This window comes from Arthrobacter sp. B3I9 (genome assembly GCF_030816935.1).
GTDB lineage: Bacteria > Actinomycetota > Actinomycetes > Actinomycetales > Micrococcaceae > Arthrobacter.
Window position 1 is genome coordinate 744,749 of sequence record NZ_JAUSYO010000001.1, and the last position, 25,619, is coordinate 770,367.

The 25,619-nt window shown below is 66.4% G+C and carries 22 protein-coding genes; 17 read left to right on the top strand and 5 right to left on the bottom strand.

The genetic code is table 11. From position 1 onward, the window contains the following. Window positions 1-55: 55 nt before the first annotated feature. Both QFZ65_RS03515 and QFZ65_RS03520 read right to left on the bottom strand, forming a co-directional pair. On the bottom strand, window positions 56-799 hold the full coding sequence (locus tag QFZ65_RS03515) for an SCO1664 family protein (protein ID WP_306908193.1): 744 nt from the start codon (window positions 797-799) through the stop codon (window positions 56-58). 1 nt (window position 800) lies between these two features. Then, window positions 801-1,472, bottom strand: a complete 672-nt coding sequence (locus QFZ65_RS03520; RefSeq protein ID WP_306908195.1) for an MSMEG_4193 family putative phosphomutase — start codon at window positions 1,470-1,472, stop codon at window positions 801-803. A 214-nt stretch (window positions 1,473-1,686) separates the two neighbouring features. Here QFZ65_RS03520 and QFZ65_RS03525 point away from each other — a divergent pair, with 214 nt between their 5' ends. From QFZ65_RS03525 to QFZ65_RS03545, 5 genes are all read left to right on the top strand, one after another. Then, window positions 1,687-3,075, top strand: coding sequence for a sigma 54-interacting transcriptional regulator (locus QFZ65_RS03525; RefSeq protein WP_306908197.1), 1,389 nt, complete (start codon window positions 1,687-1,689; stop codon window positions 3,073-3,075). A 15-nt stretch (window positions 3,076-3,090) separates the two neighbouring features. Next, complete coding sequence (locus QFZ65_RS03530) at window positions 3,091-5,094, top strand: VWA domain-containing protein (protein WP_306908198.1); 2,004 nt, start codon at window positions 3,091-3,093, stop codon at window positions 5,092-5,094. A 76-nt stretch (window positions 5,095-5,170) separates the two neighbouring features. Next, entirely contained in the window at window positions 5,171-6,211 is a 1,041-nt protein-coding gene (locus QFZ65_RS03535) for an Ldh family oxidoreductase (RefSeq protein ID WP_306908200.1), read from the top strand. 107 nt (window positions 6,212-6,318) lie between these two features. After that, window positions 6,319-7,455: an AI-2E family transporter gene (locus QFZ65_RS03540; protein ID WP_306908202.1), complete on the top strand. Its 1,137-nt coding sequence runs from the start codon at window positions 6,319-6,321 to the stop codon at window positions 7,453-7,455. A gap of 108 nt (window positions 7,456-7,563) precedes the next feature. Further along, window positions 7,564-8,511, top strand: coding sequence for a sugar phosphate isomerase/epimerase (locus tag QFZ65_RS03545; RefSeq protein ID WP_306908204.1), 948 nt, complete (start codon window positions 7,564-7,566; stop codon window positions 8,509-8,511). A 61-nt stretch (window positions 8,512-8,572) separates the two neighbouring features. Here the strand turns inward: QFZ65_RS03545 and QFZ65_RS03550 are convergent, their stop codons facing one another. Further along, a complete protein-coding gene (locus QFZ65_RS03550; protein WP_306908206.1) occupies window positions 8,573-9,976 on the bottom strand; it encodes an MFS transporter in 1,404 nt (467 codons plus the stop codon). Between the two features lie 190 nt (window positions 9,977-10,166). On the opposite strand from QFZ65_RS03550, the gene QFZ65_RS03555 reads away from it, so the two are divergent. The 8 genes from QFZ65_RS03555 to QFZ65_RS03590 all read left to right on the top strand — a co-directional run bounded on the left by QFZ65_RS03555 (window position 10,167) and on the right by QFZ65_RS03590 (window position 18,695). Then, window positions 10,167-11,264: a Zn-dependent alcohol dehydrogenase gene (locus QFZ65_RS03555; protein ID WP_306908208.1), complete on the top strand. Its 1,098-nt coding sequence runs from the start codon at window positions 10,167-10,169 to the stop codon at window positions 11,262-11,264. Window positions 11,265-11,334: 70 nt separating this feature from the next. After that, complete coding sequence (locus tag QFZ65_RS03560) at window positions 11,335-11,877, top strand: TetR/AcrR family transcriptional regulator (protein WP_306908210.1); 543 nt, start codon at window positions 11,335-11,337, stop codon at window positions 11,875-11,877. Next, complete coding sequence (locus QFZ65_RS03565) at window positions 11,874-12,227, top strand: multidrug efflux SMR transporter (RefSeq protein WP_306908212.1); 354 nt, start codon at window positions 11,874-11,876, stop codon at window positions 12,225-12,227. The genes QFZ65_RS03560 and QFZ65_RS03565 overlap by 4 nt, the downstream gene beginning before the upstream one ends. Next, window positions 12,224-12,553 (top strand): multidrug efflux SMR transporter, encoded by a 330-nt coding sequence (locus tag QFZ65_RS03570; RefSeq protein WP_306908213.1) that lies wholly within the window; start codon window positions 12,224-12,226, stop codon window positions 12,551-12,553. Before QFZ65_RS03565 ends, QFZ65_RS03570 begins: the two co-directional genes overlap by 4 nt. Window positions 12,554-12,629: 76 nt before the next feature. Continuing rightward, window positions 12,630-13,214 carry a TetR/AcrR family transcriptional regulator gene (locus QFZ65_RS03575; RefSeq protein ID WP_306908215.1) on the top strand — a complete coding sequence of 195 codons (585 nt, stop codon included), beginning with the start codon at window positions 12,630-12,632 and terminating at the stop codon, window positions 13,212-13,214. A 382-nt stretch (window positions 13,215-13,596) separates the two neighbouring features. Continuing rightward, a complete protein-coding gene (gene betA, locus QFZ65_RS03580) occupies window positions 13,597-15,306 on the top strand; it encodes a choline dehydrogenase (protein ID WP_306908217.1) in 1,710 nt (569 codons plus the stop codon). A 28-nt stretch (window positions 15,307-15,334) separates the two neighbouring features. Beyond that, window positions 15,335-16,888, top strand: coding sequence for an aldehyde dehydrogenase family protein (locus QFZ65_RS03585; RefSeq protein WP_306908218.1), 1,554 nt, complete (start codon window positions 15,335-15,337; stop codon window positions 16,886-16,888). Window positions 16,889-17,009: 121 nt separating this feature from the next. After that, entirely contained in the window at window positions 17,010-18,695 is a 1,686-nt protein-coding gene (locus QFZ65_RS03590) for an APC family permease (protein ID WP_306908219.1), read from the top strand. Window positions 18,696-18,779: 84 nt separating this feature from the next. Here the strand turns inward: QFZ65_RS03590 and QFZ65_RS03595 are convergent, their stop codons facing one another. Then, window positions 18,780-20,273 carry a PucR family transcriptional regulator gene (locus tag QFZ65_RS03595; RefSeq protein WP_306908220.1) on the bottom strand — a complete coding sequence of 498 codons (1,494 nt, stop codon included), beginning with the start codon at window positions 20,271-20,273 and terminating at the stop codon, window positions 18,780-18,782. A 148-nt stretch (window positions 20,274-20,421) separates the two neighbouring features. Between QFZ65_RS03595 and QFZ65_RS03600 the strand changes: the two genes are divergently transcribed. From QFZ65_RS03600 to QFZ65_RS03610, 3 genes are all read left to right on the top strand, one after another. After that, window positions 20,422-21,987: a cytosine permease gene (locus tag QFZ65_RS03600; protein ID WP_306908221.1), complete on the top strand. Its 1,566-nt coding sequence runs from the start codon at window positions 20,422-20,424 to the stop codon at window positions 21,985-21,987. Between the two features lie 26 nt (window positions 21,988-22,013). Continuing rightward, on the top strand, window positions 22,014-23,270 hold the full coding sequence (locus tag QFZ65_RS03605) for an aminopeptidase P family protein (protein ID WP_306908223.1): 1,257 nt from the start codon (window positions 22,014-22,016) through the stop codon (window positions 23,268-23,270). Between the two features lie 128 nt (window positions 23,271-23,398). Further along, entirely contained in the window at window positions 23,399-24,208 is an 810-nt protein-coding gene (locus tag QFZ65_RS03610) for a creatininase (protein ID WP_306908225.1), read from the top strand. Here QFZ65_RS03610 and QFZ65_RS03615 read toward each other — a convergent pair. After that, the gene (locus QFZ65_RS03615) at window positions 24,205-24,777 is read right to left on the bottom strand and encodes an MOSC domain-containing protein (RefSeq protein ID WP_306908228.1); all 573 of its coding nucleotides are present in this window, start codon (window positions 24,775-24,777) and stop codon (window positions 24,205-24,207) included. The two genes, QFZ65_RS03610 and QFZ65_RS03615, sit on opposite strands and share 4 nt — an antisense overlap. A gap of 99 nt (window positions 24,778-24,876) precedes the next feature. On the opposite strand from QFZ65_RS03615, the gene QFZ65_RS03620 reads away from it, so the two are divergent. Next, a complete protein-coding gene (locus tag QFZ65_RS03620; protein WP_306908230.1) occupies window positions 24,877-25,494 on the top strand; it encodes a helix-turn-helix domain-containing protein in 618 nt (205 codons plus the stop codon). The last annotated feature ends 125 nt before the right edge of the window (window positions 25,495-25,619 follow it).

Sequence of the window (25,619 nt, forward strand, 5' to 3'; positions counted from 1 at the left end):
CTTAAGTTGATTTAGGATCAGATAGGTCAAGACGCGGCTTAACGATGCAGCTCTTCTACACGAGCGGCCACGGGTAGCGCATGCTGGTGGGGCCGACCGGGAGCACCTGTGCGTGCAGCAGGCGTTGCGCGCGACGCTGCAGGGCGGTGATCTCGTCGTCATCCAGGAGCTCGGCCACCTCGGGAGGGGTGGCCTCGGCGAGCGGAGCGATGTCCTCGAGCAGGGCCTCCGGGACGGGTTCACCCGCAAAGTCCCAGATCACGGTGCGCAGTTTGAAACTGGCCGAGAAGCACAGCCCGTGGTCGATGCCCCACACCCGGCCGTCGTAGCCGCGCAGCACATGGCCACTCTTGCGGTCCGTGTTGTTGGTGACGTAATCGAACACGGCGATCCGGGCCAGGTCGCGGTGCGTCTCGGGGGCGTCAGCGAACAGAGTGAAGTAATGCTCACTGAAGTCGCACTCGATAAACCACTGCAGCGAGCCGACCCCCAGCGGTGCGTCCTCGCGGATCACCGTCAGCGGCACGAGTCCCCAGTCCAGAAACTCGCTGAGCAGGTAGGCGGCGCGTTCCCGCCGGTAGAGCCCGGGCTCGAAATCCAGCAGGGGTTTCTCCCCGGCCTCCGGCTTGTAAACCGCGTGCGCGGAGTCGTCCCCGAAGGAAACCTCGACGAGGAACGTCTCGTTGCTGCTGCGGGGGATGCGTCCCAGCAGCTCGACGCCGCCCTTGGTGAGCAGGGTCAGCTCCCGGCCGGACGCCGGGGGTCCCGTTTCACCGTTTGTCTCACCGTAAGCCGCCATCTCACTGCCCCCTCAGCCCGCTGAGCGGCTCCGACGTCGAATTCACCATGAGCACCGCCGGATCCTGGCCCTCCACAAACGAGATGGCCGACACCGAACCCGGGCTGATCACAATGCGCTGGAACAGATCCAGCTGCGTGCCCAGGAAGTGGGCGACGGCGGCCTTGATGGGATCGGCGTGGGAGAAGCAAACCACCACGCCCCCGGCATGGGCTGTGCACAGCACCTCCAGCGCTCCGACGATCCGGGCCTGCATCTCCGGAAAGCTCTCGCCGTCCGGAAAGCGGAAGGCGGATGGACTGTGCTGGACCGTCTGCCATTCCGGAAGAACAGCTAGGTCGGCAATAGTGCCGCCGGTCCACTCTCCGAAATCGCACTCAAGCAGGCCGTCGTCGTGGATGACCTCCAGTTCCGTGCGGGCCGCCGTCGGCTCCGCTGTCTCGCAAGCGCGCTCCAGTGGCGAGGAATAGAGTGCGCTGACCGGGAGGCCGTCGAGCCGTTCCGCGATCCGTTCGGCCTGATCCCGGCCGCGGTCCGAAAGATGGAGCCCCGGCGCCCGGCCCGGCAGAACCACGCCCGTCGTCGGCGTCTCGCCGTGGCGCACCAGAAGCAGAAGCGTACTGCGGGGCCCCGGTGAAGGCTCCGATGAAGATCCAAGCGTTGCTGTGGTCATCAGGATCTAAGCGTAGCGGCAGGGGCCACGCCCGAGCTTGCGAGGGATGGGGGAGACCGCGGAGCGGGAGCGGCAGGGGCCACGCCCGAGCTTGCGAGGGATGGGGGAGACCGCGGAGCGGTAGCGGCAGGGGCCCCGCCCGAGCTTGCGAGGGATGGGGAAACCGGGAGCGGTAGGGGGTGCCATGGCCGGGTGCGAGGACTACCTTAGAGGAGTGAGTGATCGCCCCGATATCTTCACTGTTGGTGAACTCCGCGCCTCCGGCCACGTTCACAAGGACCTGCGCCGCGAAATCCGCGACAACCTGCTCGCCGCGCTCGCCGTGGGCCGTGATCCCTGGCCCGGGATGTTCGGCTTCAGCCGCACCGTCCTGCCCCAGCTCGAGCGGGCCCTGCTCGCCGGGCACGACGTCGTCCTGCTCGGCGAACGGGGACAGGGCAAGACGCGGCTCCTCCGCACCCTGGCCGGGCTGCTGGACGAATGGTCGCCCGTGATCGAGGACTCGGAACTGAACGAACACCCGTACGGACCCATCACGGAGCACTCCCGCGCCCTCGCCCTCACCGAAGGGGACCGGCTGCGGGTGGCGTGGCGCCACCGCTCGGAACGGTACGTCGAGAAGCTCGCGACGCCGGACACTTCCGTCGCGGACCTGATCGGCGACGTCGACCCGATGCGGGTGGCGGAGGGCCGCCGCCTGGGCGATCCGGAAACCATCCACTACGGCCTGGTCCCGCGCTCCAACCGCGGCATCATCGCCATCAACGAGCTTCCCGACCTCGCCGAGCGGATCCAGGTCTCCATGCTCAACGTGATGGAGGAACGCGACATCCAGATCCGCGGCTACGTGCTGCGGCTGCCGCTCGACGTCCTCGTCGTCGCGTCCGCCAACCCCGAGGACTACACCAACCGCGGCCGGATCATCACACCACTGCGGGACCGCTTCGGTGCCGAGATCCGCACCCACTATCCGATAGAGCTCGACGACGAGGTGGCCGTCATCCGCCAGGAGGGGCACCTGGTGGCCGGCGTCCCGCCCGTCATCCTCGAGATCCTGGCCCGCTACACCCGGGCGCTGCGGCAGTCCCCGGCCATCAACCAGACCTCCGGGGTGTCCGCGCGGTTCGCCATCGCGGGTGCCGAAACCGTCGCAGCCGCAGCCCTGCGCCGCGCCAGTGTGCGCGGCGAGGAAGAGGCCGTTGCCCGGATCATCGACCTGGAGGCAGCCGTCGACGTCCTCGGCGGGAAGATTGAGTTCGAGTCGGGAGAAGAAGGCCGGGAACAGGACATCCTCGACCACCTCCTGCGCACCGCCACCGCCGAAGCCGTGCGGGCGCACTTCCACGGCATCGATATGGGCGCACTCGTGACCGCTCTCGACGGCCGCCATACGGTGACCACCGGGGAACTGGTCACCGCGCGGGAGTTCCTCGAGAACCTCCCGGCCCTCAACGGGTCCCGCCTCTACGACCAGGTCAGCGAGCGCCTTGGCGCGACAAACGACGGGCAGCGCGCCGCCGCCGTCGAACTTGCGCTGGAAGGCCTCTACCTGGCCCGGCGGATCTCCAAGGAGTCCGACGACGAGGCGACCATTTACGGGTAAGGACAGGAAGGTGCCATGAGCGTTCACAACCGGTCCCGCTACGGCCGGTACACGGGAGGACCGGATCCGCTCGCCCCGCCGGTCGACCTGGCGGAGGCGCTGGAAGCTGTCGCTGAGGACGTCATGGCAGGCTACTCGCCCCGGCGCGCCCTGCAGGAGTTCCTGCGGCGCGGCGGCCGAAACCGGGAAGGGCTGGACGACCTCGCCGGCCGCGTCCAGCAGCGGCGCAATGAACTGCTGGACCGCCACCGGCTGGACGGCACCCTCAACGAAGTCCAGAAGCTCCTCGAAACCGCGGTGCTGGAGGAGCGCAAGCAGCTCGCCCGCGACGCGATGATGGACAACACCGACCGCGCCCTCCGGGAGATGCAGCTGCAGAACCTGCCCAAGTCCACGGCAGCAGCGGTCAACGAACTCGCCTCCTATGACTGGCAGTCCAGCACGGCGCGGGAAGCGTACGAGCAGATCAAGGACCTGCTGGGCCGCGAGATGCTGGACCAGCGGTTCGCCGGCATGAAGCAGGCACTGGAGAACGCCACGGATGAGGACCGTGCGGCCGTGGGCGAGATGCTGCAGGACCTCAATGAGCTTCTCGACAAACACCGGCGCGGCGAGGACACCGACGAGGACTTCCATGAGTTCATGGCCAAGCACGGCGACTTCTTTCCGGAAAACCCCCAATCGGTCGAGGAGCTGGTGGATGCGCTCGCCCAGCGTGCGGCCGCCGCCCAGCGGATGCTCCGGTCCATGTCCGTTGAGCAGCGCGAGGAGCTGATGCAGCTCTCCGCCCAGGCGTTCGGCTCGCCCGGGCTGATGGCACAGCTGGGCCAACTCGACGCCAACCTGCAGGCCCTGCGCCCGGGGGAGGACTGGAGCGGCTCCGAACGCTTCGAGGGTGAGGAGGGCCTCGGGCTCGGCGACGGCACCGGCGTGCTTCAGGACATCGGGGAACTGGACGAGCTCGCCGAACAGCTGTCCCAGGCCTATAACGGCTCACGCCTCGACGATCTGGACCTGGATGCCCTCGCCCGCCAGCTTGGACAGAATGCCGCCGTGACGGCCCGCACCCTCGCGGAGATCGAGCGTGCGATGCAGGACGGCGGCTACCTCCGCCGCGGAGCCGACGGCGATCTCCGGCTGTCGCCGCAGGCGATGCGGCGGCTCGGAAGGTCCCTGTTGCGGGACACCGCCAGGCAGCTCTCCGGCCGGCAGGGGCGCCGGGAGACGCGTGTTGCGGGGGCGGCGGGAGAACAGACCGGGTCCAGCCGGCAGTGGGAGTTCGGGGACGCCGAACCCTGGGACGTCACGCGGACCATCACCAACGCGATCCGCCGGACCATCGCCGACGGCGGCGATCCGGGCCGCGGCTTGCGTCTCGCCATGGACGACATCGAGGTGACGGAGACGGAGGCGCGCACGCAGGCCGCCGTCGCCCTTCTCGTCGACGTGTCCTTCTCGATGGCGGCCGAGGGGCGCTGGGTGCCCATGAAGCGCACCGCGCTGGCCCTGCACCACCTCGTCACCACCCGCTTCCGCGGCGACCGGCTGCAACTGATCACGTTCGGCCGCTACGCCCAGTCCATGGATATCGGCGAGCTGACGGCCCTGCCGGCGCTGCGGGAGCAGGGAACCAACCTGCACCACGGCCTGCTGCTGGCCAGCCGGTTCTTTCGCCAGCATCCGTCGATGCAGCCCGTCCTCCTGGTGGTGACTGACGGCGAACCCACCGCGCACCTGCTCGGCGACGGCGAGTCGTGGTTTAACTGGCCGCCGGACCCGGAGACCATCCGCGTGACGGTGGCCGAGCTGGACCGGCTGGGGCGGGCCGGCACGCAGGCCACGTTCTTCCGGCTGGGTGATGACCCGGGCCTGGAGCGGTTTGTGCAGCGGATGGTCCGCCGTATCGACGGCCGTGTCGTGGCGCCTGAAGCTGGAGACCTGGGAGCTGCGGTAGTGGGGGAGTACCTCCGCGCCCACTTCCGCGGCCGCCCCTTTGAGGACGCCGACTGGGCCGGTTAGGCGGGGCACGCGCCCCTGATAGTCTCGCTGAGCACTTGCAAGCCACGGACAGCGTGGACTCGAAAAAGGGGAAACCATGCCTACAACAACCCAAGACGGCGCTGAACTGGTGACAGTCGATGAGCTGCGCCGGACGACAGTCGCCGCGCTGGCCGAGGCCGGAGCCCACGAAGAGGACGCCCTGATCCAGGCCGACCAGCTCCTCGAAGCCGAACTCCGGGGGCACCCCTCCCACGGGGTCAGGCGCGTCCCGGTGCTGTGCGGCCGGCTCCGCGCCGGGCTCATCGTTACCGGGACCGCTCCGACCGTTATCTGGGCATCAGAATCAGCGCTGGACGTGGACGGCAACCTCGGCTTCGGACCGGTGTCCGCGCACGCGGCCCTGGACTCGCTCCTTCCCCGCGCCGCGAGCACGGGGATCGCGGTTGCTGCCATACGGCGCAGCCATCACGTTGGAATGTTGGCCCCGTATGTTGAACGGATGGCTGCGGCCGGGTTCGTGGGCCTTGTTCTCACCACCAGCGAAGGCCTCGTCCATCCGTGGGGAGGAGCAGGCGCGCTGGTGGGTACCAACCCGATCGGCATCGGGGTTCCGTCAGGGGACAAGCCCTTGATTCTGGACATGTCTACCGCCGCGGTCTCGATGGGCAAGATCCTTGACTACAAAGCCCGTGGACAGGAAATACCGCTCGGCTGGGCCGTGGACCGGGACGGCCATCCCACGACGGACGCTGCCGCAGCAGCGGAAGGAGCCCTTTCGCCTTTCGGCGGACCCAAGGGCTACGCGCTCGGCGTCGCAGTGGAAGCCGTCGTCGGGCTACTGAGCAGAACCGCCTTCGGAACTGAAGTCACGGGCACCCTGGACACCGTGAATCCGACGACGAAGGGGGACCTGTTCATCGCCATCTCAACTGGGGTCTTCGGAGCTGATCGCCATGCCGCGGGGCTCGCACAATATTTCGAGCAGATCCGCTCCAGCGGTGTTGATTCAACGAGCGTCGGGATCCCCGGTGACCGTGCCCGCCAAACGCGCTCGGACAGGCTCGAGCACGGTGTCCCGGTAGACCCCGCGCTTTGGGCATCCCTGCAGGCCCTGTCCACCGGGAGCCAGTCCTGACTGACCGGGAATTGGCAGCCGGGAGCTCTCACCCTGCCCCCGCCAATAATCAGCAGGCTTATGATTGTGAGGTGCCGCATGCCCGATGTGACCAGACAGGATCCCTGATGACAGTACAAGAAGCACCCCCGGCAACCTTGACTACGGCTTCCCCCGCACGCAACCTCTGGGCTGACGGCCTGGGGAGGGTCGGCGTCCGGTCCGCGCAAGTACTGCTGGTACTGACACTGGCCGTCGTCGCCATCTATGGACTGCTGCAGATCCGGCTGCTGGTCATCCCGGTCCTGATCGCACTGATCCTCGCGGCTGCGATAGGCCCGTTTGTGAACATGCTGCGGCGCCGTGGCTGGAAGGGAGGCCTGGCAACGGCGGCCGCCTTCATGGCCTTGCTGGTGCTGCTTGCCGGGGTCATCAGCGTCATTGTCCTCTCGGTCCGCAACCAGTGGGAGGACCTTTTCAGCCGGGCAGGGGCAGGTCTGGACCAACTTGAAAACTTCCTCCTGACGGGTCCGGTGCCCCTTGACCGGGAGCAGCTCAACCAGGCCCGCGCCAGCATCGTGGAATTCGGGCAGAGCAGTCAGGTCCGCTCAGGCGCCGTGTCAGGGCTGTCGCTGGTGACCGAGGTCCTCGCCGGAGCCAGCCTCGTCGTCGTCATCCTGTTCTTCTTCCTCAAGGACGGAGCGAAGATCTGGGAGTTCTTCCTGCGCCCGTTCAAAGGCCACCGGGAAGCACGGTTCCGCCGCATCGGCCACCGCACCATGGAGGTGCTGGGCGGTTACGTCCGGGGAACTGCGATTGTGGCTCTCGCAGACACCATCGCCATAGGCGCCGTATTGCTGATCCTGCAGGTGCCCCTCGCCATACCCTTGGCCATCATCGTCTTTATCGGCGCATTCATCCCGCTGGTAGGTGCAACGGTGGCAGGAATTCTCGCCGCGCTCGTGGCACTGGTAGCCAACGGCCCCGTCGTCGCGCTGATCGTCGTGGCGGCGGTTGTGGTGGTGAACCAGCTCGAAGGCGACCTCTTGCAGCCGATCGTCATGGGCAAATCGCTGCAGCTTCACGCACTGGTCATCCTGATGGCCCTCACCGCAGGCACGATCCTGGCCGGGATCATCGGTGCCATCCTGTCCGTGCCGATCGCCGCAGTCGCGTGGGCAATCATTCAGGTCTGGACAGCAGAAGACCCCGAGCTGGAGCCGATGAATCCGGACCTGGCTCCTGCCAACAGCCAGCCGGTGTAGCTTTCGACTGCCGTGAGTAAGGAACAGCCCCTTTCCCTCCGATAAAAGATCCTATAGGATTGCACTATCAGGGTATCAATGGGGTGCCCTCGACTCATAGGAGCTCAAATGCCCGACGCCTCGTACGAGTTCACGCGTGACGGCTGGCCAATCGCCACTTGCCTGCATGGCATCCCGTCCACCGACAAGGACGGGGTCGCTTTCCACGACGCCGACCCCGCCGTCTGGGAGGACGCATTTGCCCAGGTTCAGGACGTCGGGTTCACCCTTGCCGAACTGGCCGACAGCCATGTGCGCCCCGCCGATCTTGAGCCGGCCCGGCGCGATGAATTCCTTTCCATCGCTGCCGCCCACGGCGTGCGCATCCCCAGTGTCCATCTCCAGCGGCAGAGCGTCATCTGGCCCGGACATGAAGAAAAGAACCTTGCCTACGCGCACCGCACGATCGACGCGGCGGCGGAATGGGGCATGGAAGTGTTCTCGACCGGCCTGCACCAGCCTTTCAGCGCCGCCCAGAAGAAGGCTCTGTGGTTCTGGACCGCTGAGGGGCCGAAGGATCCCGAGGACCCGGACGTCTGGGCCGCGGCCGTCAGCCGGCTCCGCGAACTCGGCAAGCACGCCGCCGAAGTCGGGTTGAAGATGTCCCTCGAGATGTATGAGGACACCTACCTTGGAACTGCCGACAGCGCCGTGCGGCTCGTCCAGGACATCGGCCTGGACAACGTCGGTCTGAACCCCGATATCGGAAACCTCATCCGGCTCCACCGTCCCATCGAGGACTGGCGGGAGATGTACGCCAAGACGTTGCCGTACGCGAACTACTGGCATGTCAAGAACTACATGCGCGACGAGAATGCTGACGGGACCTCCTGGACGGCTTTCCCCACCAATCTCGAACTGGGCCTCATCAACTACCGCCAGGTGGTTCGGGACGCCGTCGAACTCGGCTTCCGGGGCATCTTCCTGATGGAGCAGTACGGCGGCGACTCGCTGGGCGTCTGCGCCTCCAACGCGCGCTACCTCCGCACGCTGCTGCCCGCCTCAGCCGGCGCTTAGCCTGCGCACGGACGACGACGGCGGGAAGCTCCCGCCGTCGTCGTTTTCGTAACCGACGCACTCAGTCTGAGGTTGAGGAGGTGGTGTCCGCCGCGGCGGACGCCTCTGCGCCCGCCTCTGTATACGACGCCGAGACGCGGCGGTAGACCGGGGTCAGGAAGGCCAGCAGCGCGGCCGCGACCATGATGATCCCGGCGACCAGGAACACCAGGGCGATGCCGCGGGAGGTACCCTCGCCCAGCAGCGGCGCCAGCTGGGCCGCGCCCTCGGCGGACCGGGCGTAGGGGATGATCCAGAACTGGGCGATCGGGGCAATGAGGAACGCGGTGATCGGCGCTGCCGCGGACTCGAAAGCCATGGCGAAGCCGAACACCCTGCCCTGCCGGGGCAGCGGCACCACCTGCTGGATGACCGTCTGTTCGGCGGCCTCCACGAAAGGTATCAGGACCAGGTACAGCCAGATCCCGGCGATGTAGAGCCAGGCCCACTCGCGGAGCGTGAACACCGCACCGAGGAGCCCCATCAGCATCACCGCGAGAAGCAGGGTGCGCAGCGGGTTGGCCCCAAGCCCGAACTTTCCGATCAGGGCGCCACCCACGATGAATCCGGTGGAGCCGAGCGCGAAGACGGCCCCCCACATTTCCACGGAGAACATCTCCAGACCGTACGGATCCATCAGCGCCATATAGACGCCGCCGATGAAGTTGTTGAAGGTGGAGAACACAATCAGTGCGAACAGCCCGGTGATGGCAAGCACGGCCGCGAGTGAGCCGCGGAGGTCGAACCCGCCGTGCGCGTCCGTGGCGGCAGCGCGCACCTCCTCGGGCATGCGCAGGGTGAGCAGGTGTGCGAAGGCCAGCAAGGTGAGCACCAGCGCGACGACGATGGTCCAGCCCATGCCTAGCAGCCCCACCGACAGCCCGGAGAGCAGCGAGGTGATGATGAACATCAGTCCCTGCACCATGCCCACCAGTCCGTTGGCGTTTGCCCGCCGGTCCGGCTCGATGAGGATGGTGACAGTGGTGGAAAGGGCGATGTTGCGCAAGTTCTCCACCACGGCCCCCACCAGGATGACCAATGTGAACACCCAGAACCAAGGGTGGGTCAGATCCAGCAGCGAGGAAGCAGGTATCAGCAGGAACATGACCCCGGACAGCAGGAACATCACCAGGGTGAAACCGGCGGCGAAGCGCATCACGGCCAGCTTGCGGTAGCGGTCAACAAAGGTCCCGAAGCTGATGCTGGACAGGGCGATCAGCAGCATGTAGGCGCCGCCCACCACCCCGGTGGCGATCACGTTGCGCGTCTCCAGATACAGCCAGAACGTGAGCGCAAACCACAGGTAGCTGGTGGTGATATTGGCGAGGGCGGTGTTGACCAGGACCCCGGTGAAGGTGCGGGTCCGCTGCGCAGGACTCCGCAGGGAAGTGTCGGCCCTGCCCCGGACCGGTTCCTGCTCGGTCATGGGTCCCAGTGTACTGACAACCAGCCGCCCCGGACACGGTCGCGGCCGGCCCGGGAGGACCAGGCTTCTCGGTAAGCGAGACACCGTTTTGACGCCGCATTGCCGGCCCGCCCATAGTGTTGGAGGACAACCCGGAATGACGTGGATCACAAGGGCGGTCCTGACGGATTCAGACTATGAAGGAGTATCGGTGAAAGCAGCCGTAATGCAGGCACCCAATGAGCCGCTGAGCGTGGTGGATCTTGTCCTCGACGCCCCTGGTCCTGGTGAGGTGCGGGTGAGGATCGAGGCGGCGGGCGTGTGCCACAGCGACCTGCATTACACCAACGGCGACCTCGCCTGCCGGACACCGATCGTCCTGGGCCACGAAGGGGCCGGCATCGTGGAAGCAACCGGGCCCGGCGTCACTTCCGTCCGGCCGGGAGACAAGGTTGTGCTGACCTGGCGTCCGCGTTGCGGGCAGTGCGAGTTCTGTTCCAGCGGCAGGCCGGCCCTCTGCGTCCAGGGCAAGGTGCACGCGGAATCCAACGGACTGCTCCGCGGAGGCACCCGCCTCTCGCTCGGGGATGAGCCGGTGCACCATCTGATGGGCGTCTCCTGCTTCGCCGAGGCGTGCGTGGTGTCGCAGGAATCGGTCATCAGGATCCCCAACGACGTCCCCTCGGAGGTTGCGGCCATCGTCGGGTGTGCTGTCATTACCGGGATGGGTGTGGTGCTGAACCGGATGCCCGGTGCCGCCGGCCAGGGCGTGCTCATCATCGGTGCCGGAGGCGTGGGGCTTTCCGCCGTGATCGGCGCCGAACTGGTGGGCGCCTCGCCCATCATCGTGGCCGATATCGCCGACGACAAGCTCGAAAAAGCCTCGGAACTCGGCGCCACCCACGTGATCAATTCCAGCAAGGAAGACCTTGTAGCGGCGGTAAAGGCCATCACCGGCGACGGCGTTCAGTACGTCGTCGAAGCCATCGGGAAACAGGCCACCATCCAACAGGCCATGGCCAGCCTGCGCACCGGGGGAACCACGTTCGCCGTCGGGCTCGGTAACCCCAACGATGTGGTCAGTGTGCCGCTCAACAACCTGGTGCAGTCCGAAAAGTCCCTGCAGGGCAGCCTGTACGGCTCGTCCAACATCGGGGTGCAGGTACCGCAGATCCTGGACCTGTACCGCTCCGGCAGGCTTCCCTTGGACAAGCTCCTCGGCGACACCTACCGGCTCGATCAGGTCCAGGAAGCGCTGGACGGCCTCGCCTCGGGGACCGTCGGCCGCTCGGTCATTGTTCCGAGCTAACCGCCGCCAGAGGCGCCGACCGGCCGAGCTGAGCGCTCAAACTATACCTTCCAGATGGTAAAGTTTGAGGGTGAGAGAGAGTCAGCGCCCCCGGATTCTTGAGGCGGGACTGCGGGTGGCAGCGCGCAGTCAAGGGGCCGCCATCACCCTCGACGCCGTGGCATCGGAGGCTGGGGTAACCAAGCCCGGCCTGATGTACCACTTCCCCAGCCGGGATGCACTCCTGGCCGCCCTGGTCGAGTATGCTGCCGGGCAGCTCGAGCGGAGAATGACTGAGCTCCTCGGCAAGCGGGAGGCCACTGTTTCCGAACGGTACCGCTCGTACATCCACGCTGCGGCTGACGGGCAGAACATGCGGGCGGAATGGGCGCTGTGGTTTCACTCCGCCTACAGTGCTGAGCTGCGGGAAGCCTGGGGCCGCCACCTGGACCCCTGGCTCTTGATTCCGGAAGAGACGCCGGCCGCCGAACGTACGCGTCTCCTCACTGCCAGGCTGGCGGCGGATGGGTTGTGGGCGGCCCAGGCCAGCGGCGTGGCGGCCCCGGGGGAAGCCGACCGGGCGGTAATTGTCACCCACATCCTCGGCCTGATTGGCGAAGAGGGCGCGGAGTGAAGCAGTGGCTATGCCTGGGCGGAGCCGTTATCACGGAGGTTTCCGCCACTCTGGCCTTGAAGGCGGCACTGGAAGCGCCCGGCTGGTACGCGCTAGTGATTGCCGGGTATGTCGCCGCATTCTTTCTTCTGGCCGTCTGCCTTCGTTTAGGCATGACCATCAGTGTCGCCTACGGCGCCTGGGGTGCCGGTGGTGTGACGGCCACCGCGCTGCTGTCGGCAGGCATCTTCAAGGAGCCGCTTACGTGGCTGATGGGTATCGGTATCGTGCTCATCCTGGCCGGAGTCATCACCGTTGAAGTCGGATCACAGAAGGCCCACCGTGCCAAACAGGGAAGCGAAGGCGCATGACCTGGCTTTTCCTGGGCCTGGCCATACTCACCGAAGTTGCAGCCACAATGTCACTGCGCGCCTCTGAAGGCCTGAAGAAGAAGTTGTGGCTCGTTCCCATTGTCTGCGGCTATCTCACTGCCTTCGGCTCCCTTAGTATGGCCCTTGCCCATGGGATGCCGCTTGGAGTGGCGTACGGCATCTGGGTCGCGAGCGGCGTGGCACTGACAGCGGTGGCCAGCCGCATCCTGTTCAAGGAGCCGCTGACGCCGGCCATGGCGGTCGGGGTCCTGCTCATTTCCGCCGGAGTACTTGTGGTCGAGATCGGTGCCCGCCAGGCGCACTAGGGGCAGGCTGCCTGCCAAATTCGCTCCGCCCGGTCTGCGATGTGCGGCAGCCCACGTTCCGCCCTATGCTGGCCAAGTGGATACAGGGACCGTAAACTCCGGCGAGCAGGTTGACAGGCAGTCGCGCATTCTCGAAGCGGCACTGGACCTGCTGTCGCGCCACGGGATCTCGGGTGTCAACATGCGGGCCGTGGCACGCGAAGCCGGCGTCGCGCTCGGGCTGGTGAACTACTACTACGAAGACAAGTCGAGCCTGATCCGTGCGGCGCTGCACAGCGTCGACGAACACGACCTCGCGCTGGTCGCACCGGATCCTGCATTGTCCCCGAACGAACAGCTCCAGAATGCCCTCCGCCGGGTTGCGGGCCCGGAACTTCTGACCACGCGGTACCTGTCCCTCCGCCTTCACCTCTGGGCCCTCGCGAGGGCGCATGAAGACTTCGCCGTGATCAACGCGGTGGCATTCGACCGGTACCTGGACGGTCTCGCGGCCCTGATCGGAAATGCCAAACCGGAGCTCACGAGCAAGGAATGCAAGGAGCGGGCGGCCGACATCGTCGTAGTGCAGAACGGGATGTGGCTGACCGCGCTCCTCGGTGTGGACAAGGAATCCATCCGGCGGAGCATTGCCCGCACCGAAGAGATCGCCTTCGCCGCTTAGCGGCCCGGCCGCACCACGCCTGCGGCCTGGCCGCACTGCGCCTCCGGATGGCCGCAACCCAGCCGCTCCCTCCGCCAGCTGCCCTTGCAACCCGTCCACTCCGCGTCACATTAGGACAGAAGCGCGACATCTGGAACGTGCGGGCGCCGCTTTCCGCGCTCCACCCCAGCGGATACGCTTCGGCCCAGTAAATTTTGAACGCTTGTCCAGTTTTTCTATTGAACACTTGTTCAACGTGCACTACTCTCCTTGGATATGACCTACGCCACACCAGGGGATACCGCGGATTCTCCGGCGAACACGGTCAGCCTTTCGCTTTTCGGAAGAACGACGACCCGCCCTGGGCCACTGACCGGCACCAGGTAGAAGGAGAGTTTGCAGCATGACAAAAACCCACTACGACTACGTCATCGTCGGCGGCGGAAGCGCGGGCTCCGTGCTCGCCAGCCGGCTGAGCGAAAGTGGCCAGAGCAGCGTCCTGGTCCTCGAGGCCGGGCGCAGCGACTACCCCTGGGACCTCTTCATCCAGATGCCCGCGGCGCTCACTTTCCCGAGCGGCAATCCTCTGTACGACTGGCGCTACGAGTCGGACCCTGAGCCGCATATGGGCGGCCGCCGCGTGGCTCATGCCCGGGGCAAGGTTCTGGGCGGCTCCAGCTCCATCAACGGCATGATCTTCCAGCGCGGAAACCCGCTCGACTACGAACGCTGGGGCGCGGACGCCGGGATGGAGACCTGGGACTTCGCGCACTGCCTGCCGTACTTCAACCGGATGGAAAACGCCCTCGCCGCGGACCCGGACGATGAACTGCGCGGCCACTCCGGACCGCTCGTGCTGGAGCGCGGCCCGGCCACCAACCCGTTGTTCCAGGCGTTCTTCGGCGCGGCCCAGGAAGCCGGTTACCCGCTGACCGACGACGTCAACGGCTACCGCCAGGAAGGTTTCGCAGCCTTCGACCGGAACGTCCACAAAGGCCAGCGGCTCTCCGCGTCCCGCGCCTACCTGCGGCCCAACTTCGGCCGCAGCAACCTGACCGTCCTCACCCGGGCCCTGGCCACCAAAATCAATTTCAAGGGCAACGTGGCAACGGGCGTCACGTACCGCCGCAACGGCAAGACCCACCAGGTGAATGCCGGGGAGGTTATCCTGGCCGGCGGTGCCATCAACACACCGCAGCTCCTCCAGCTCTCCGGCATCGGCGATGCAGCCCACCTGAACTCCCTCGGCATCAATTCCGTGGTCAACCTGCCCGGCGTCGGCGAAAACCTCCAGGACCACCTCGAGGTCTACATCCAGCACGCCTGCACCCAGCCGGTGTCCATGCAGCCGGCCCTTGACGTCTGGCGTATGCCGTGGATCGGCATGCAGTGGCTGCTGGGACGGAAGGGCCCTGCCGCCACCAACCACTTCGAGGGCGGCGGCTTCGTCCGCTCCAACGAGGATGTTGCCTACCCGAACCTGATGTTCCACTTCCTCCCGGTGGCCGTCCGCTACGACGGCCAGAAGGCCGATGCCAAGCACGGCTACCAGGTGCACATCGGCCCCATGTACTCCGACGCCCGGGGCACCCTTAAGATCAAGTCCACCGATCCCACGGTGCACCCGTCCATGGTCTTCAACTATCTCTCCACCGACCAGGACCGCCGCGAATGGGTTGAGGCCGTCCGAGTCGCCCGAGACATCCTGGGCCAGTCCGCCATGCTGCCCTTCAACGGGGGCGAGCTGTCTCCGGGCCAGGCCGTGCAGACAGACGCCGAGATCCTCGACTGGGTAGCCCGTGACGCCGAAACAGCACTCCACCCGTCCTGCACAGCGAAGATGGGCCCCGATTCCGACCCCATGGCCGTAGTGAACCCGCTGGACATGACCGTGCACGGCACCAGGGGCCTCCGCGTGGTGGACGCCTCCGCCATGCCCTACGTCACCAACGGCAACATCTACGCCCCCGTCATGATGTTGGCCGAAAAGGCTGCCGACCTGATCGCCGGCAAGGCGCCTTTGGCACCACAGCACACGGAGTTCTACCGGCACGGCGTCAGCCCGCTGGAGCGTAACGGCGACCCGCTCACTGCTGCGGCAGCAAAGGCCTAGGCATGATGGATGTAAAGAAGGAGACACGATGACCGCAACCGCTGAGCGAGTCCAGCAAACCGGGGAAGGCAGCACCACGATCAAGGGTCTGTACTTCGACGGCGCCTGGCAGCAGGCGTCCGACGGCGGGACGTCCACGGTGCATTGCCCCGCGGACGGCCGCGAGGTGTCCGTTGTCGCCTCATCGACAGTGGAGGACGCGGAGCGGGCGATCGCCAGTGCGCGGGCGGCGTTCGACGGCGGCCCCTGGCGCCGGCTTACGGACATCGAGCGGGGCACCGTCCTGCTCCGCGTGGCTGAGCTGCTCGGGCGGGACAAGGCGGCTTATGCGCGCGCCGAGGCACTGGACACCGGCAAACGCCTGGTCGAGGCCGAATTCGACATCGACGACATCGCCGCCTGTTTCCGTTACTACGGGAAGATCGCGGGACTTGACGCCGGCCGGGTGATCGACACGGGCCGGGCGGATGCCATCAGCCGTGTGGTCTACGAGCCGCTCGGCGTGTGTTCCCTCATCGCACCGTGGAACTATCCGCTCCTCCAGGCGGCATGGAAGGTGGCGCCCGCCCTGGTCGCGGGGAACTCGTTCGTGCTCAAGCCCAGCGAGCTCACGCCGTCGACGTCGATCCTGCTCATGGAGACCCTCGCGGAAGCCGGCGTCCCCGCCGGCGTCGCGAACCTGGTGACGGGAACCGGGTCCAAGGTGGGCGGACCGCTCAGCTCCGACCCGCGCGTCGACCTCGTTTCCCTGACCGGGAGCGTGGCGACGGGCCAGAAGATCATGGCGGCCGCCGCCGAGACGGTGAAACGCGTGGCGTTGGAGCTCGGCGGGAAGAACCCCAACGTTATTTTCGCGGACGCGGACTGGGAGGCCGCCGTCGACAATGCCCTGACGGCTGTCTTCCTGCACTCCGGCCAGGTCTGCTCGGCGGGGGCACGGCTCGTGGTCGAAGAGACGATTGCGGACCGCTTTGTGGCCGAGGTGGTGGAGCGGGCGAAAAAGATCCGGATGGGCGGGCCGTTTGATCCCGACGCCGAGACCGGGCCGCTCATTTCCGCAAAGCACCGCGAGCAGGTCCACGCCTACGTCCAGGCCGGGATCGCGGAGGGCGCCGAGCTGTTGTGCGGCGGCTATATTCCGGACGAGGGTCAGCTCGCGGAAGGTTTCTTCTACCCGCCGACAGTGCTCGGCAACTGCCGCTCCGGCATGAGCGTGCTGCGGGAGGAGTCGTTCGGCCCGGTGCTGACGGTCGAGACGTTCCGGACCGAGGACGAGGCGGTCGCCATTGCGAACGATACCGAGTACGGCCTGGCCGGCGCGGTGTGGACGTCGGACGCGTCGAAGGCACAGCGGGTCGCGGGCGCCCTCCGGCACGGGACGGTGTGGATCAACGACTACCACCCCTATGTCCCGCAGGCGGAGTGGGGCGGCTTCGGGAAGTCAGGGATAGGCCGTGAGCTCGGCCGCGCGGGCCTGGACGAGTACCGCGAGGCAAAACACATCTGGCAGAACATCCAGCCCGCGCCCAGCGGCTGGTTCGGCTCATCTGGGAGTGACGCCGGGGCGGGGGCCGCCGGCTAGCAAGTGCATTTGGGGGAAACGGCCGGGCGCCCGCAGCGCGGTGCCCGGCCGCTGATTTCACCCGCGTCCAAAGGCGGCCGCGGGGGCAGCACCATCGTGCTTTTCTGACTTAGGAGTTCGGATGTTGGAACCCAGCAAGAGTACTGATTCAAGCGGCATGGACGAGTTCGGCTATGCCCAGACCCTGGACCGGAGCATCGGCAAGTTCGCCAGCTTCGCCGCCGGCGTCAGCTACATCTCCATCCTCACCGGTGTTTTTCAGCTTTTCTATTTTGGTTTCTCCATGGCAGGCCCGGCGTATGCGTGGTCCTGGCCGATTGTCTTCGTCGGCCAGCTCATGGTGGCGCTCTGCTTCGCCGAGCTGGCAGGCCGCTACCCGGTGGCCGGCTCGGTCTACAACTGGGCCAAGCGGCTCGCGTCCGGGACGTCAGCCTGGCTTGCCGGCTGGCTGCTGCTGTTGTCCTCCATCATGGCGCTGGGGTCCGTAGCGCTGGCCCTGCAGATCACCCTGCCGCAGCTCTGGTCCGGCTTCCAGTTCGTCGGCGACGGCACGGGACCGTTTGACTTCGCCATGAACGGCGTGGTGCTGGCCACCATCATGATCACCATCTCCACCCTCATCAACGCGTTCGGCGTGAAGCTCATGACCCGCATCAACAGCATCGGCGTGTTCGTCGAGCTGACAGCAGCGGTGCTGCTCATCCTCGCGCTGGGCTGGCACGTGGTGCGTGGGCCCGAGGTCTTCTTCGACACCGCGGGGTTCGGCGAAGGCCACGATCTCGGCTTCTTCGGAGTATTCCTCATCGGCGCGATGGCCTCCGGCTACGTCATGTACGGCTTCGACACCGCCAGCTCCCTCGGCGAGGAAACGAAGGACCCCAAACGCACTGCCCCCAAAGCAATCATCCGCGCCGTCACCGCCTCCTTCCTGCTGGGCGGGCTGATCCTGCTCTTCGGCATCCTGGCGGCACCGGACCTCACCGACCCGAAGGTGGGTGCTGCCGACGGCGGCCTGCAGCACATCGTGCTTTCCGTCCTGGGCGGACCTTTCGGCAAGGCCTTCCTCGTGTGCATCGTGGTGGCCGTGGCGGTCTGCACGCTGGCCGTTCACGCCGCCGCCATCCGCATGATGTTTGCCATGGCGCGGGACAACAACCTGCCGTTCAGCAGTCAGCTGAGCAAGGTGGATCCGGTCCGCAAGACCCCCACGGTCGCGGCCATCGTCATCGGCATCATGGCCGTCATCCCGCTGCTGGTCAACGTCATGCAGCCGGCAATTTTCACCATCCTGTCCAGCATCAGCATCGTCCTGATCTACCTGTCCTACCTGCTGGTCACGGTTCCCATGCTGCGCAACAGGTTCCTGAAGAAATGGCCACTCGCCGACGACGGCTCCGAGCCGGGCTTCACCCTCGGCAAGTGGGGCGTGCCGGTGAACATCCTCGCGGTCCTCTGGGGCGGCGCCATGACACTGAACCTGATCTGGCCGCGGCCGGAGATATACAACTCGGTGCCGCCGTTCGAGTGGTACCTGCAGTGGGGCGGGGTTCTCTTCGTGGCAGCCGTCACCGGAGGCGGTGCGCTGCTCTACCGGGTGAAGATCCGGCACCAGACGGGCGTCCTGGCCGAGCATGCCGCGGCAGCCACAGCACATCCCATGCCCGGCTTGTCGCACGGGGAAACTTCGGCTTCCTCCAGTCAGGTACCGGCCCCTGTCCAAGCCGCAGCTGCACGGCCCGGAGCGGAAATGGGAAACGGGGTCGCTGATGCGCTGCCAGTTCAGGTTGGCGCATCAGGCAGCGAGTGATCCTGGGATGTAAAAACCGTCCTCAACAGCAGGCAGGAGTGGTACTGCGCCCTCGAAGGGTGCCGTACCACTCCTGCCTGCTATCTAGGGCGTCCGCCTGGCCGGGGCCGGGGCGGCGGCCGCAGCCGCGGCGATGTGGAGGGCAAGCAACCTTCCCGAGGTCCGCGGGTCACCGCCCAACAGGACCTGGATCTTGCTCAGCCGCTTGTGCATTGTCTGCCGCTCGACATTAAGGGTGGCGGCCGACGCCGTCGTGTTACATCCCGAATCGAGCCAGCACAGCAGGGTCGCCAGCAGGGTGGTGCCGTGTTTCCGGTCCCAGTCGAGCACCGCCCCGAGGCTCGACTCCACGTAGGTCTGGAGAAATGCCGGGTCGGGCACCGCATCCAGGATCCGCCGTTCCAGGAAGTCCATGGCGTCCAGCACCTCGCCGGCGGCAGGCATCCCGAGCCGGATGGTCTCGTGGGCCTCAACGTAAGAGTCATGCGCGCGGAGGCCATCGGCCACGGTAGGTCCGAAAGCCGCGTAGTCATCGGAGCCGCCCACGGCCCCGCGTGCTGCCCGGAGCAGGGCCTCGCGGGCAGCATGGGCATCTTTGCGCGGCAGGGTGAACAGCACGGCTCTTTCCCCGTCCCACTGGTGGGACTTCACGGTGACGCCTCCCACGTGGAGGGCACGTTCGACGGCGGAGAAGTTCGCCTCCCTGCCGGTCGTCCGGAAGACGGCGACAACAGCTGCCTGGCCGGGCCGCAGTCCGGCCTGCTGCCAGAGCTGCCCGACGGTTGCGGCGTCGGCGCCCTCGATCACCGACTCCAGCAGGCGTGCATCGGCCACCTGCGCCGGCGTCGGACGAAAGGCCTGCGCGAGTGCCAGGGCGAGGATGCCGGAGAGCCTGTCGGCTGCAAGCTCGAGAAGGAACGGATCCCGCGAGGGGGAGCGGAGGGTCAACTGGGCCGCCAGCTGCCCGCCGACCACAATGCCGGCCACCGCGCTGGAGCCTTCCTCCTCGCCCGCGCTCCCGGCGTGGCCGAGCGGCGCTCCGTCGGGTGCCAGCAGTAACACCTCGGCCTCCAGCGTTGTGGCAAGCAACTCGAGGATGGTCGGCAGGTGCGGCCCCCGGTCGGTGATCTGCCGTGCAATCCGGCGGGAGGCGTCGTCGACCACCAGATGGGCCGCCGCCTGCTCATTGACCACCATGCGGTTCACTGTCTCGGCGACGTCGACGAAGGGCACCACTGCCCGCAGGTCTATCAACGGCAGCCCGTACCGGTCGGCCGCGGCAATGAGCGCCTCCGGCATGGGAGCCGCCTGGCCGGCCGTCTGCAGCGCCAGGGCCGCGATGTTCCGGCCCGCGAGGCTGCGGATGTAGTCCTCCTGCGCGTCGGCTGGGAGGCCGAGGAGCGCCTCTCCCCCCGAGAGCAGCAGTTCCCCTCCGCGCAGGAGAGGGGCAATCTCGAGCACTTCACTGGAATGCACCCACCGGACGGCGCGTTCCAAGGTGCCGGGCACGTTGCTGCACACCACGGGGTCCCCCGCGGACATCGGGCGGGAGGTCAGGACTTCGGCGAGCGTGATCATGGATACCCCGGAGGTAGTGGTGCGACATTGTGTCGCCTTATGTGGGCTGACTGTAAGCATAAAGTATCTGGGCTGTGGGTCAGGTCACCAATAAGCTGGATGCACTCCCTCCCGTTCTTCATCACAACGAAGTGAATTGAGGCACAGCATGAACCAAGCTCCACAAGGCTCGCACGAAGCGGCCACTGTAGAGGTTGAGGATGTCCTGCAACCCATTCCGGAATCGGCCCGGACAACCAAGCTCTCCGGCCAGTTCTGGATCTGGGCCGGTGCCAATGTGGCCCCCATCAACTGGATCCTCGGAGCCCTGGGCATTCACCTCGGGCTGGGCCTCGGCGACACCATCCTGGTGCTCGTCGTGGGCAACCTCATCGGCATGGCGGGCTTCGGCTTCTTTGTCATCCTGGGGCAGCGGACCGGTGCCACCGGCATGTTGCTGGCCCGAGGCGCCTTCGGCCGCCGCGGCGCCTACCTGCCGGCAGCGATCCAAGCCACCATCGCCATCGGCTGGTCGGCGGTGAACACGTGGGTCATCCTCGACCTGATCCTGGCCCTTTTCGGCATGATCGGCTGGGTCGACCCCGCCGAACGCAACATCGGAGTGCGCATCCTCGTCGCGGCGGTCATCATGAGCGTCCAGGTTGCTATCTGTTACCGCGGCTACCGCGCCATCTCAAAGTTCGAGCGGATCACCATGCCGCCCACCATCCTCGTCCTGGTCGGCATGTCCATCGTCGCCTGGACGCAACTGGACATCAACTGGAGCTACGCCGGTCCCGAGGGCGCCATCCTTGAAGGGCTGCCGCGGCTGGCCGCCATGTCCTCGATCATGACCGTCATCGGCATCGGCTGGGGGATCGGCTGGTTTACCTACGCCCCGGACTACTCCCGCTTCGTCAGCCGCAAGGTCAAGCCCGCCAAGTTGTTCACGGTCAGTGTCCTGGGCCAGTTCCTGCCCGTGGTCTGGCTGGGGATTCTGGGGGCCAGCCTTGCGACCAAGAACGGCCAGGCCGACCCGGGGGAGCTCATCGTCTCCAATTTCGGCGCCCTGGCCATTCCGGTCATCCTGCTGGTCATTCACGGGCCGATCGCCACGAACATCATCAACCTCTACACCTTCGGCGTCGCCTTCCAGGCCCTCGATGTCAAGATCTCCCGGCGCAAACTGTCCATCATGGTCGGAATCCTGTCCATGTTCGCCGTCGTCGGCTTCATGTTCGCCGAGGACTTCGCGATGATCCTCGACTCCTGGCTCGGCGCCATCGTCGCCTGGGTGGCCACCTGGGGCGGCATCATGGCGGTCCATTACTTCATCTTTGAACGGCACCACAAAGACTTCTCCTACCTCTTCCTCGACTCGAAGAAGACTGCTCTGAAGTCCGTCAACCCCGCAGCCTTCATCGCCTTCTTTGCCGGCATCCTCATGACCTGGATGTTTATGTACGGCGGCATCCCGGCCCTGCGGGGCCCGATCGCCACGGCGATGGGCGGCGTTGACTTCTCCTGGTTGGCCGGGACCGTCACGTCTTCGGTGCTCTACTTCGCCCTCGGCTACGCCCGCTTCCGCCGGCGCATCCGGGCCGGCGTGCCCCTGGGCATCCGCCTCAACCTGCAGGAAGAAGCAGTGCTCGCCGAGCACGGCGACGCCTGCGAAGACAAGCACAGCATTCCGGAACCGGCCCCGCGGCCTCAACCGGCACAAGCCACCTCCTGAAAACCACCACAACGTAAGGAATACGCATGACCATCACAACTTCCGGCCCCGCTTCCAACGTCTCCGAACTGGAGCGCCTGAAGGTTCTGAACAACGGCGAAAAAGTCAGCCTGACGTTCTCCGACACCGAGTTTGAGCGGCGCCTGGCCGGCCTGCGCCGCATCATGGCGGACAAGGACCTCGACGCCGTCGTCCTCACCAGCTACCACTCCATCAAGTACTACTCGGACTTCCTCTTTACCTACTTCGGCCGCTCCTACGCCATGGTCGTCACCAAGGATGACACCGTGACCGTGACGGCCAACATCGACGCCGGAATGCCCTGGCGCCGCAGCTACGGCGACAACGTCGTCTACACGGACTGGCGCCGGGACAACTACATCTTCGCCATCCAGGAGGCGCTCCGAACCCGCGGCATCAACCCCCGCCGGCTCGGCGTCGAAGACGACTCGCTCCCGCTGGACAACCGCAACAGGATCCAGGCGGCCTCCGAGTCGGCCACCCTGGTGGACGTCGCCCAGCCAGCCATGCGCCAGCGGATGATCAAATCCGCCGAGGAGATCGAGGTCATCAAGCACGGGGCCCGCATCGGGGACCTCGGCGGCGAGGCCATCCGCAACGCCATCACGGCCGGGATCACCGAGTACGAGGTGGCCCTGATCGGCACCGAAGCGATGGTCCACGAAATCGCCCGGACGTTCCCGGACTCGGAAATCCGCGACACCTGGGTGTGGTTCCAGTCCGGCATCAACACCGACGGCGCGCACAACTGGGCCACCACCCGCAAGATCCAGGAACACGACATCCTGTCCCTGAACTGCTTCCCCATGACCTCCGGGTACTACACCGCCCTGGAACGGACCCTGTTCTACGGCGAACCCGATGCCCGCTCCCTGGAACTGTGGAACATCAACGTCGAAGTCCACAAGCGCGGCCTGGAGCTGATCAAGCCGGGAGCCGTCTGCAAGGACATCGCGGCTGAACTGAACGAGATTTACGTCGGCCACGGGCTGCTCGCCAACCGGACCTTCGGCTACGGACACTCCTTCGGTGTCCTGAGCCACTACTACGGCCGGGAAGCCGGACTGGAGCTCCGCGAGGACATCGACACCGTTCTCGAGCCCGGCATGGTGGTTTCCATGGAACCGATGATCACCGTCCTGGACGGGCAGCCGGGTGCCGGCGGCTACCGGGAACACGACATCCTCGTGGTCGGTGAGGACGGGGCCGAAAACATCACCAAGTTCCCCTTCGGCCCCGAATACAACATCATCGACGCCTGACCCGCGCCAGCAACCAGCAAGGGTGCGGCGCCACGGCCACCGTGGCGCCGCACCCTTGCCCAGCACTTAACCGAGGCACCAAGCGCCACGCACGAAGCGCCACGCACTTAACAAGGAGCACCACCAGTATGGACAAGTCAGTATTTCTGGAGGACATGGATGCCTTCACCTACCGCGAAGCCCTGGCCTCCGGGGAAGCGGTGGTCCTCATCCCCGTCGGCTCGCTGGAACAGCACGGGCCGCACCTCCCGCTGGGAACGGACAGCGTCCTGTCATGCCGTTTCGCTGAGGGTGTCGCCACGCGGCTGGGTGCGCTGGTGGCCCAGCCCGTCGCCTACGGATACAAGTCACAGCAGAAGTCCGGCGGGGGAAACCACCTTCCCGGCACCACCAGCCTGGATGGGACCACCCTCATCGGGGTGGCGCGCAACCTGGTTAAGTCCTTTTTGAACCAGGGCGTCCGGCACGTGGTCTTCATCAACGGCCACTTCGAGAACTACCAGTTCCTCTACGAGGGCATCGACCTGGCCCTGGAAGACCTGGGGATCAAATCCGGCGCGGAGCAGAGTGTGCTGCTGCTGTCCTACTGGGACTTTGTCAGCCAGGACACCCTCACGCAGGTCTACCCTGCCGGCTTCCCGGGCTGGGACATCGAGCACGGGGGTGTCCTCGAAACCTCGCTCATGCTGCACCTGGAACCTGCCCGGGTGGCAATGGACCGCCTGGTGGACGGCCCGGCGGCCGTCCTGCCACGCTTTGACCGGCTCCCCGTGGTGCCCGAGCGCACGCCGGCCACCGGCTGCCTCTCCTCGGCGGCGGGGTCCAGCGCCGCAAAGGGGAGCCTGCTGTACGGGCAAGTGATTGACGACCTGGCCGCCGACATTGCGAGTGAACTGCTCCGGGAACCCGCCGCGGCGGCTGTTCCGCTGGCAGGCTAAGGCAATCGCGAGGGCCGCAGCAGGTTCGCGTCGCCCGCGCGCCCGGGATCGAGCGGCACGGGGCTGACCAGCACGGCCGGTCCGCGGTACAGGACGCCGCCGGAAAGCACCTGGCACCGCACGCCGCCGCGCCCGCGCATGGCCTTATGGGCGCCGGGGGCGAGCATCTCATCCATCCACACGCAAGGGTGCGCAGGGCGCCCGGCCTTGAGCCGCACCAGCTCTCCGCGGGTCTCCAGTGCGAAATCGTGGCCGAGCAGCGGCGCCAGCTCGGCTCCTCGAATGACCACATTGCGACGCGTCAGCAGCGGGTCAAAAGGTGCCGTTCCCAGCTCGGCGGCCATTGCTTCGAGGGCCTCGACGGCGAACACCGTGACGGCGGCATCCATGTGCGCGGCCTTGCCGAAGAACCGGTCCCCGACGATTCCCTTGCCGGCCACCAGCGTCGCCTGGCCGGCGTCGGTGGCGGGGACGTCAGCGGCGCCTTCGCTGGCGCGGCCGAAGTAGGCGTGGGCCGGCGACACCAGCAGATGCAGCACCTCGACGTCGTATCTGTAGCTAGCCGTCATGCCACCAAACTACCGCCTCCGGGTTAGGGCAGCATGCGCCCAGAACCCAGAGGAGTTCATTATCTTGACGATATCTTCACTATGACGGAGGATCGAAGAATGGACAATCACGGCGGCGCCCATCTCGGCATGCTCATGGAACACCCCGGCGTGGAGGACCAGGCCGAGCGCGCGATGACGGCCGTGGGGGCGCTCGTCCTGCAACTCCGGCGCGAAGCCGGGTACAGCATCGGCAGCCTGGCCGCGGCGGCCGGGCTCAGCCCCGGCCTGCTCAGCCAGATCGAGCGCGGCCAGGGCAACCCCTCGCTGACCACGCTCATCAAGCTGTCCCAGGCCCTGAAGGTGCCGGTGGGACGCTTTTTCGACACCAAGGACCAGGGTGGCGCCCTGGTGCGGCGCAATGACAGGCGGCGCCTCGAAGTTGCCGAGGACAACCTCATCTATGAACTCCTGACTCCTGACATGAGCGGGCAGCTGGGTATGCTCCGGGCCCAGATCGCGGCGGGGTGGGACAACGAGGACGCCCCCTTCAAGCATGCCGGTGAGGAGTGTGTGACCATCGTGCAGGGCCGACTCCACGTCTGCGTCAACGGCGTGGGGTATGACCTGGAGGAAGGCGACTCGCTGACCTACGACTCGTCGTTGCCGCACTGGTACCGCAATCCCACGTCGGAGGATGCGGTGCTCATCGGCGCGATGACGCCGCCGTCGTTTTAACCGTTCCCTTCGGTTCCAGTGCGCAAGGAAGCGCGCGACGGCGGGGCGCCGCCTTGCCGGCGCGCTTAGGGGTCGTTCAATAAAATGAAGAAATCGCTCCTAAAGTGTTGACAGCGTCAGCGGGC

Coding starts and splice junctions, on each gene's coding strand:
- QFZ65_RS03515 (WP_306908193.1), bottom strand. CDS start 799: ATGGCGGCTTACGGTGAGACAAACGGTGAAACGGGACCCCCGGCGTCC.
- QFZ65_RS03520 (WP_306908195.1), bottom strand. CDS start 1,472: ATGACCACAGCAACGCTTGGATCTTCATCGGAGCCTTCACCGGGGCCC.
- QFZ65_RS03530 (WP_306908198.1), top strand. CDS start 3,091: ATGAGCGTTCACAACCGGTCCCGCTACGGCCGGTACACGGGAGGACCG.
- QFZ65_RS03535 (WP_306908200.1), top strand. CDS start 5,171: ATGCCTACAACAACCCAAGACGGCGCTGAACTGGTGACAGTCGATGAG.
- QFZ65_RS03540 (WP_306908202.1), top strand. CDS start 6,319: ATGACAGTACAAGAAGCACCCCCGGCAACCTTGACTACGGCTTCCCCC.
- QFZ65_RS03545 (WP_306908204.1), top strand. CDS start 7,564: ATGCCCGACGCCTCGTACGAGTTCACGCGTGACGGCTGGCCAATCGCC.
- QFZ65_RS03550 (WP_306908206.1), bottom strand. CDS start 9,976: ATGACCGAGCAGGAACCGGTCCGGGGCAGGGCCGACACTTCCCTGCGG.
- QFZ65_RS03570 (WP_306908213.1), top strand. CDS start 12,224: ATGACCTGGCTTTTCCTGGGCCTGGCCATACTCACCGAAGTTGCAGCC.
- betA (WP_306908217.1), top strand. CDS start 13,597: ATGACAAAAACCCACTACGACTACGTCATCGTCGGCGGCGGAAGCGCG.
- QFZ65_RS03585 (WP_306908218.1), top strand. CDS start 15,335: ATGACCGCAACCGCTGAGCGAGTCCAGCAAACCGGGGAAGGCAGCACC.
- QFZ65_RS03590 (WP_306908219.1), top strand. CDS start 17,010: ATGTTGGAACCCAGCAAGAGTACTGATTCAAGCGGCATGGACGAGTTC.
- QFZ65_RS03595 (WP_306908220.1), bottom strand. CDS start 20,273: ATGATCACGCTCGCCGAAGTCCTGACCTCCCGCCCGATGTCCGCGGGG.
- QFZ65_RS03600 (WP_306908221.1), top strand. CDS start 20,422: ATGAACCAAGCTCCACAAGGCTCGCACGAAGCGGCCACTGTAGAGGTT.
- QFZ65_RS03605 (WP_306908223.1), top strand. CDS start 22,014: ATGACCATCACAACTTCCGGCCCCGCTTCCAACGTCTCCGAACTGGAG.
- QFZ65_RS03610 (WP_306908225.1), top strand. CDS start 23,399: ATGGACAAGTCAGTATTTCTGGAGGACATGGATGCCTTCACCTACCGC.
- QFZ65_RS03615 (WP_306908228.1), bottom strand. CDS start 24,777: ATGACGGCTAGCTACAGATACGACGTCGAGGTGCTGCATCTGCTGGTG.
- QFZ65_RS03620 (WP_306908230.1), top strand. CDS start 24,877: ATGGACAATCACGGCGGCGCCCATCTCGGCATGCTCATGGAACACCCC.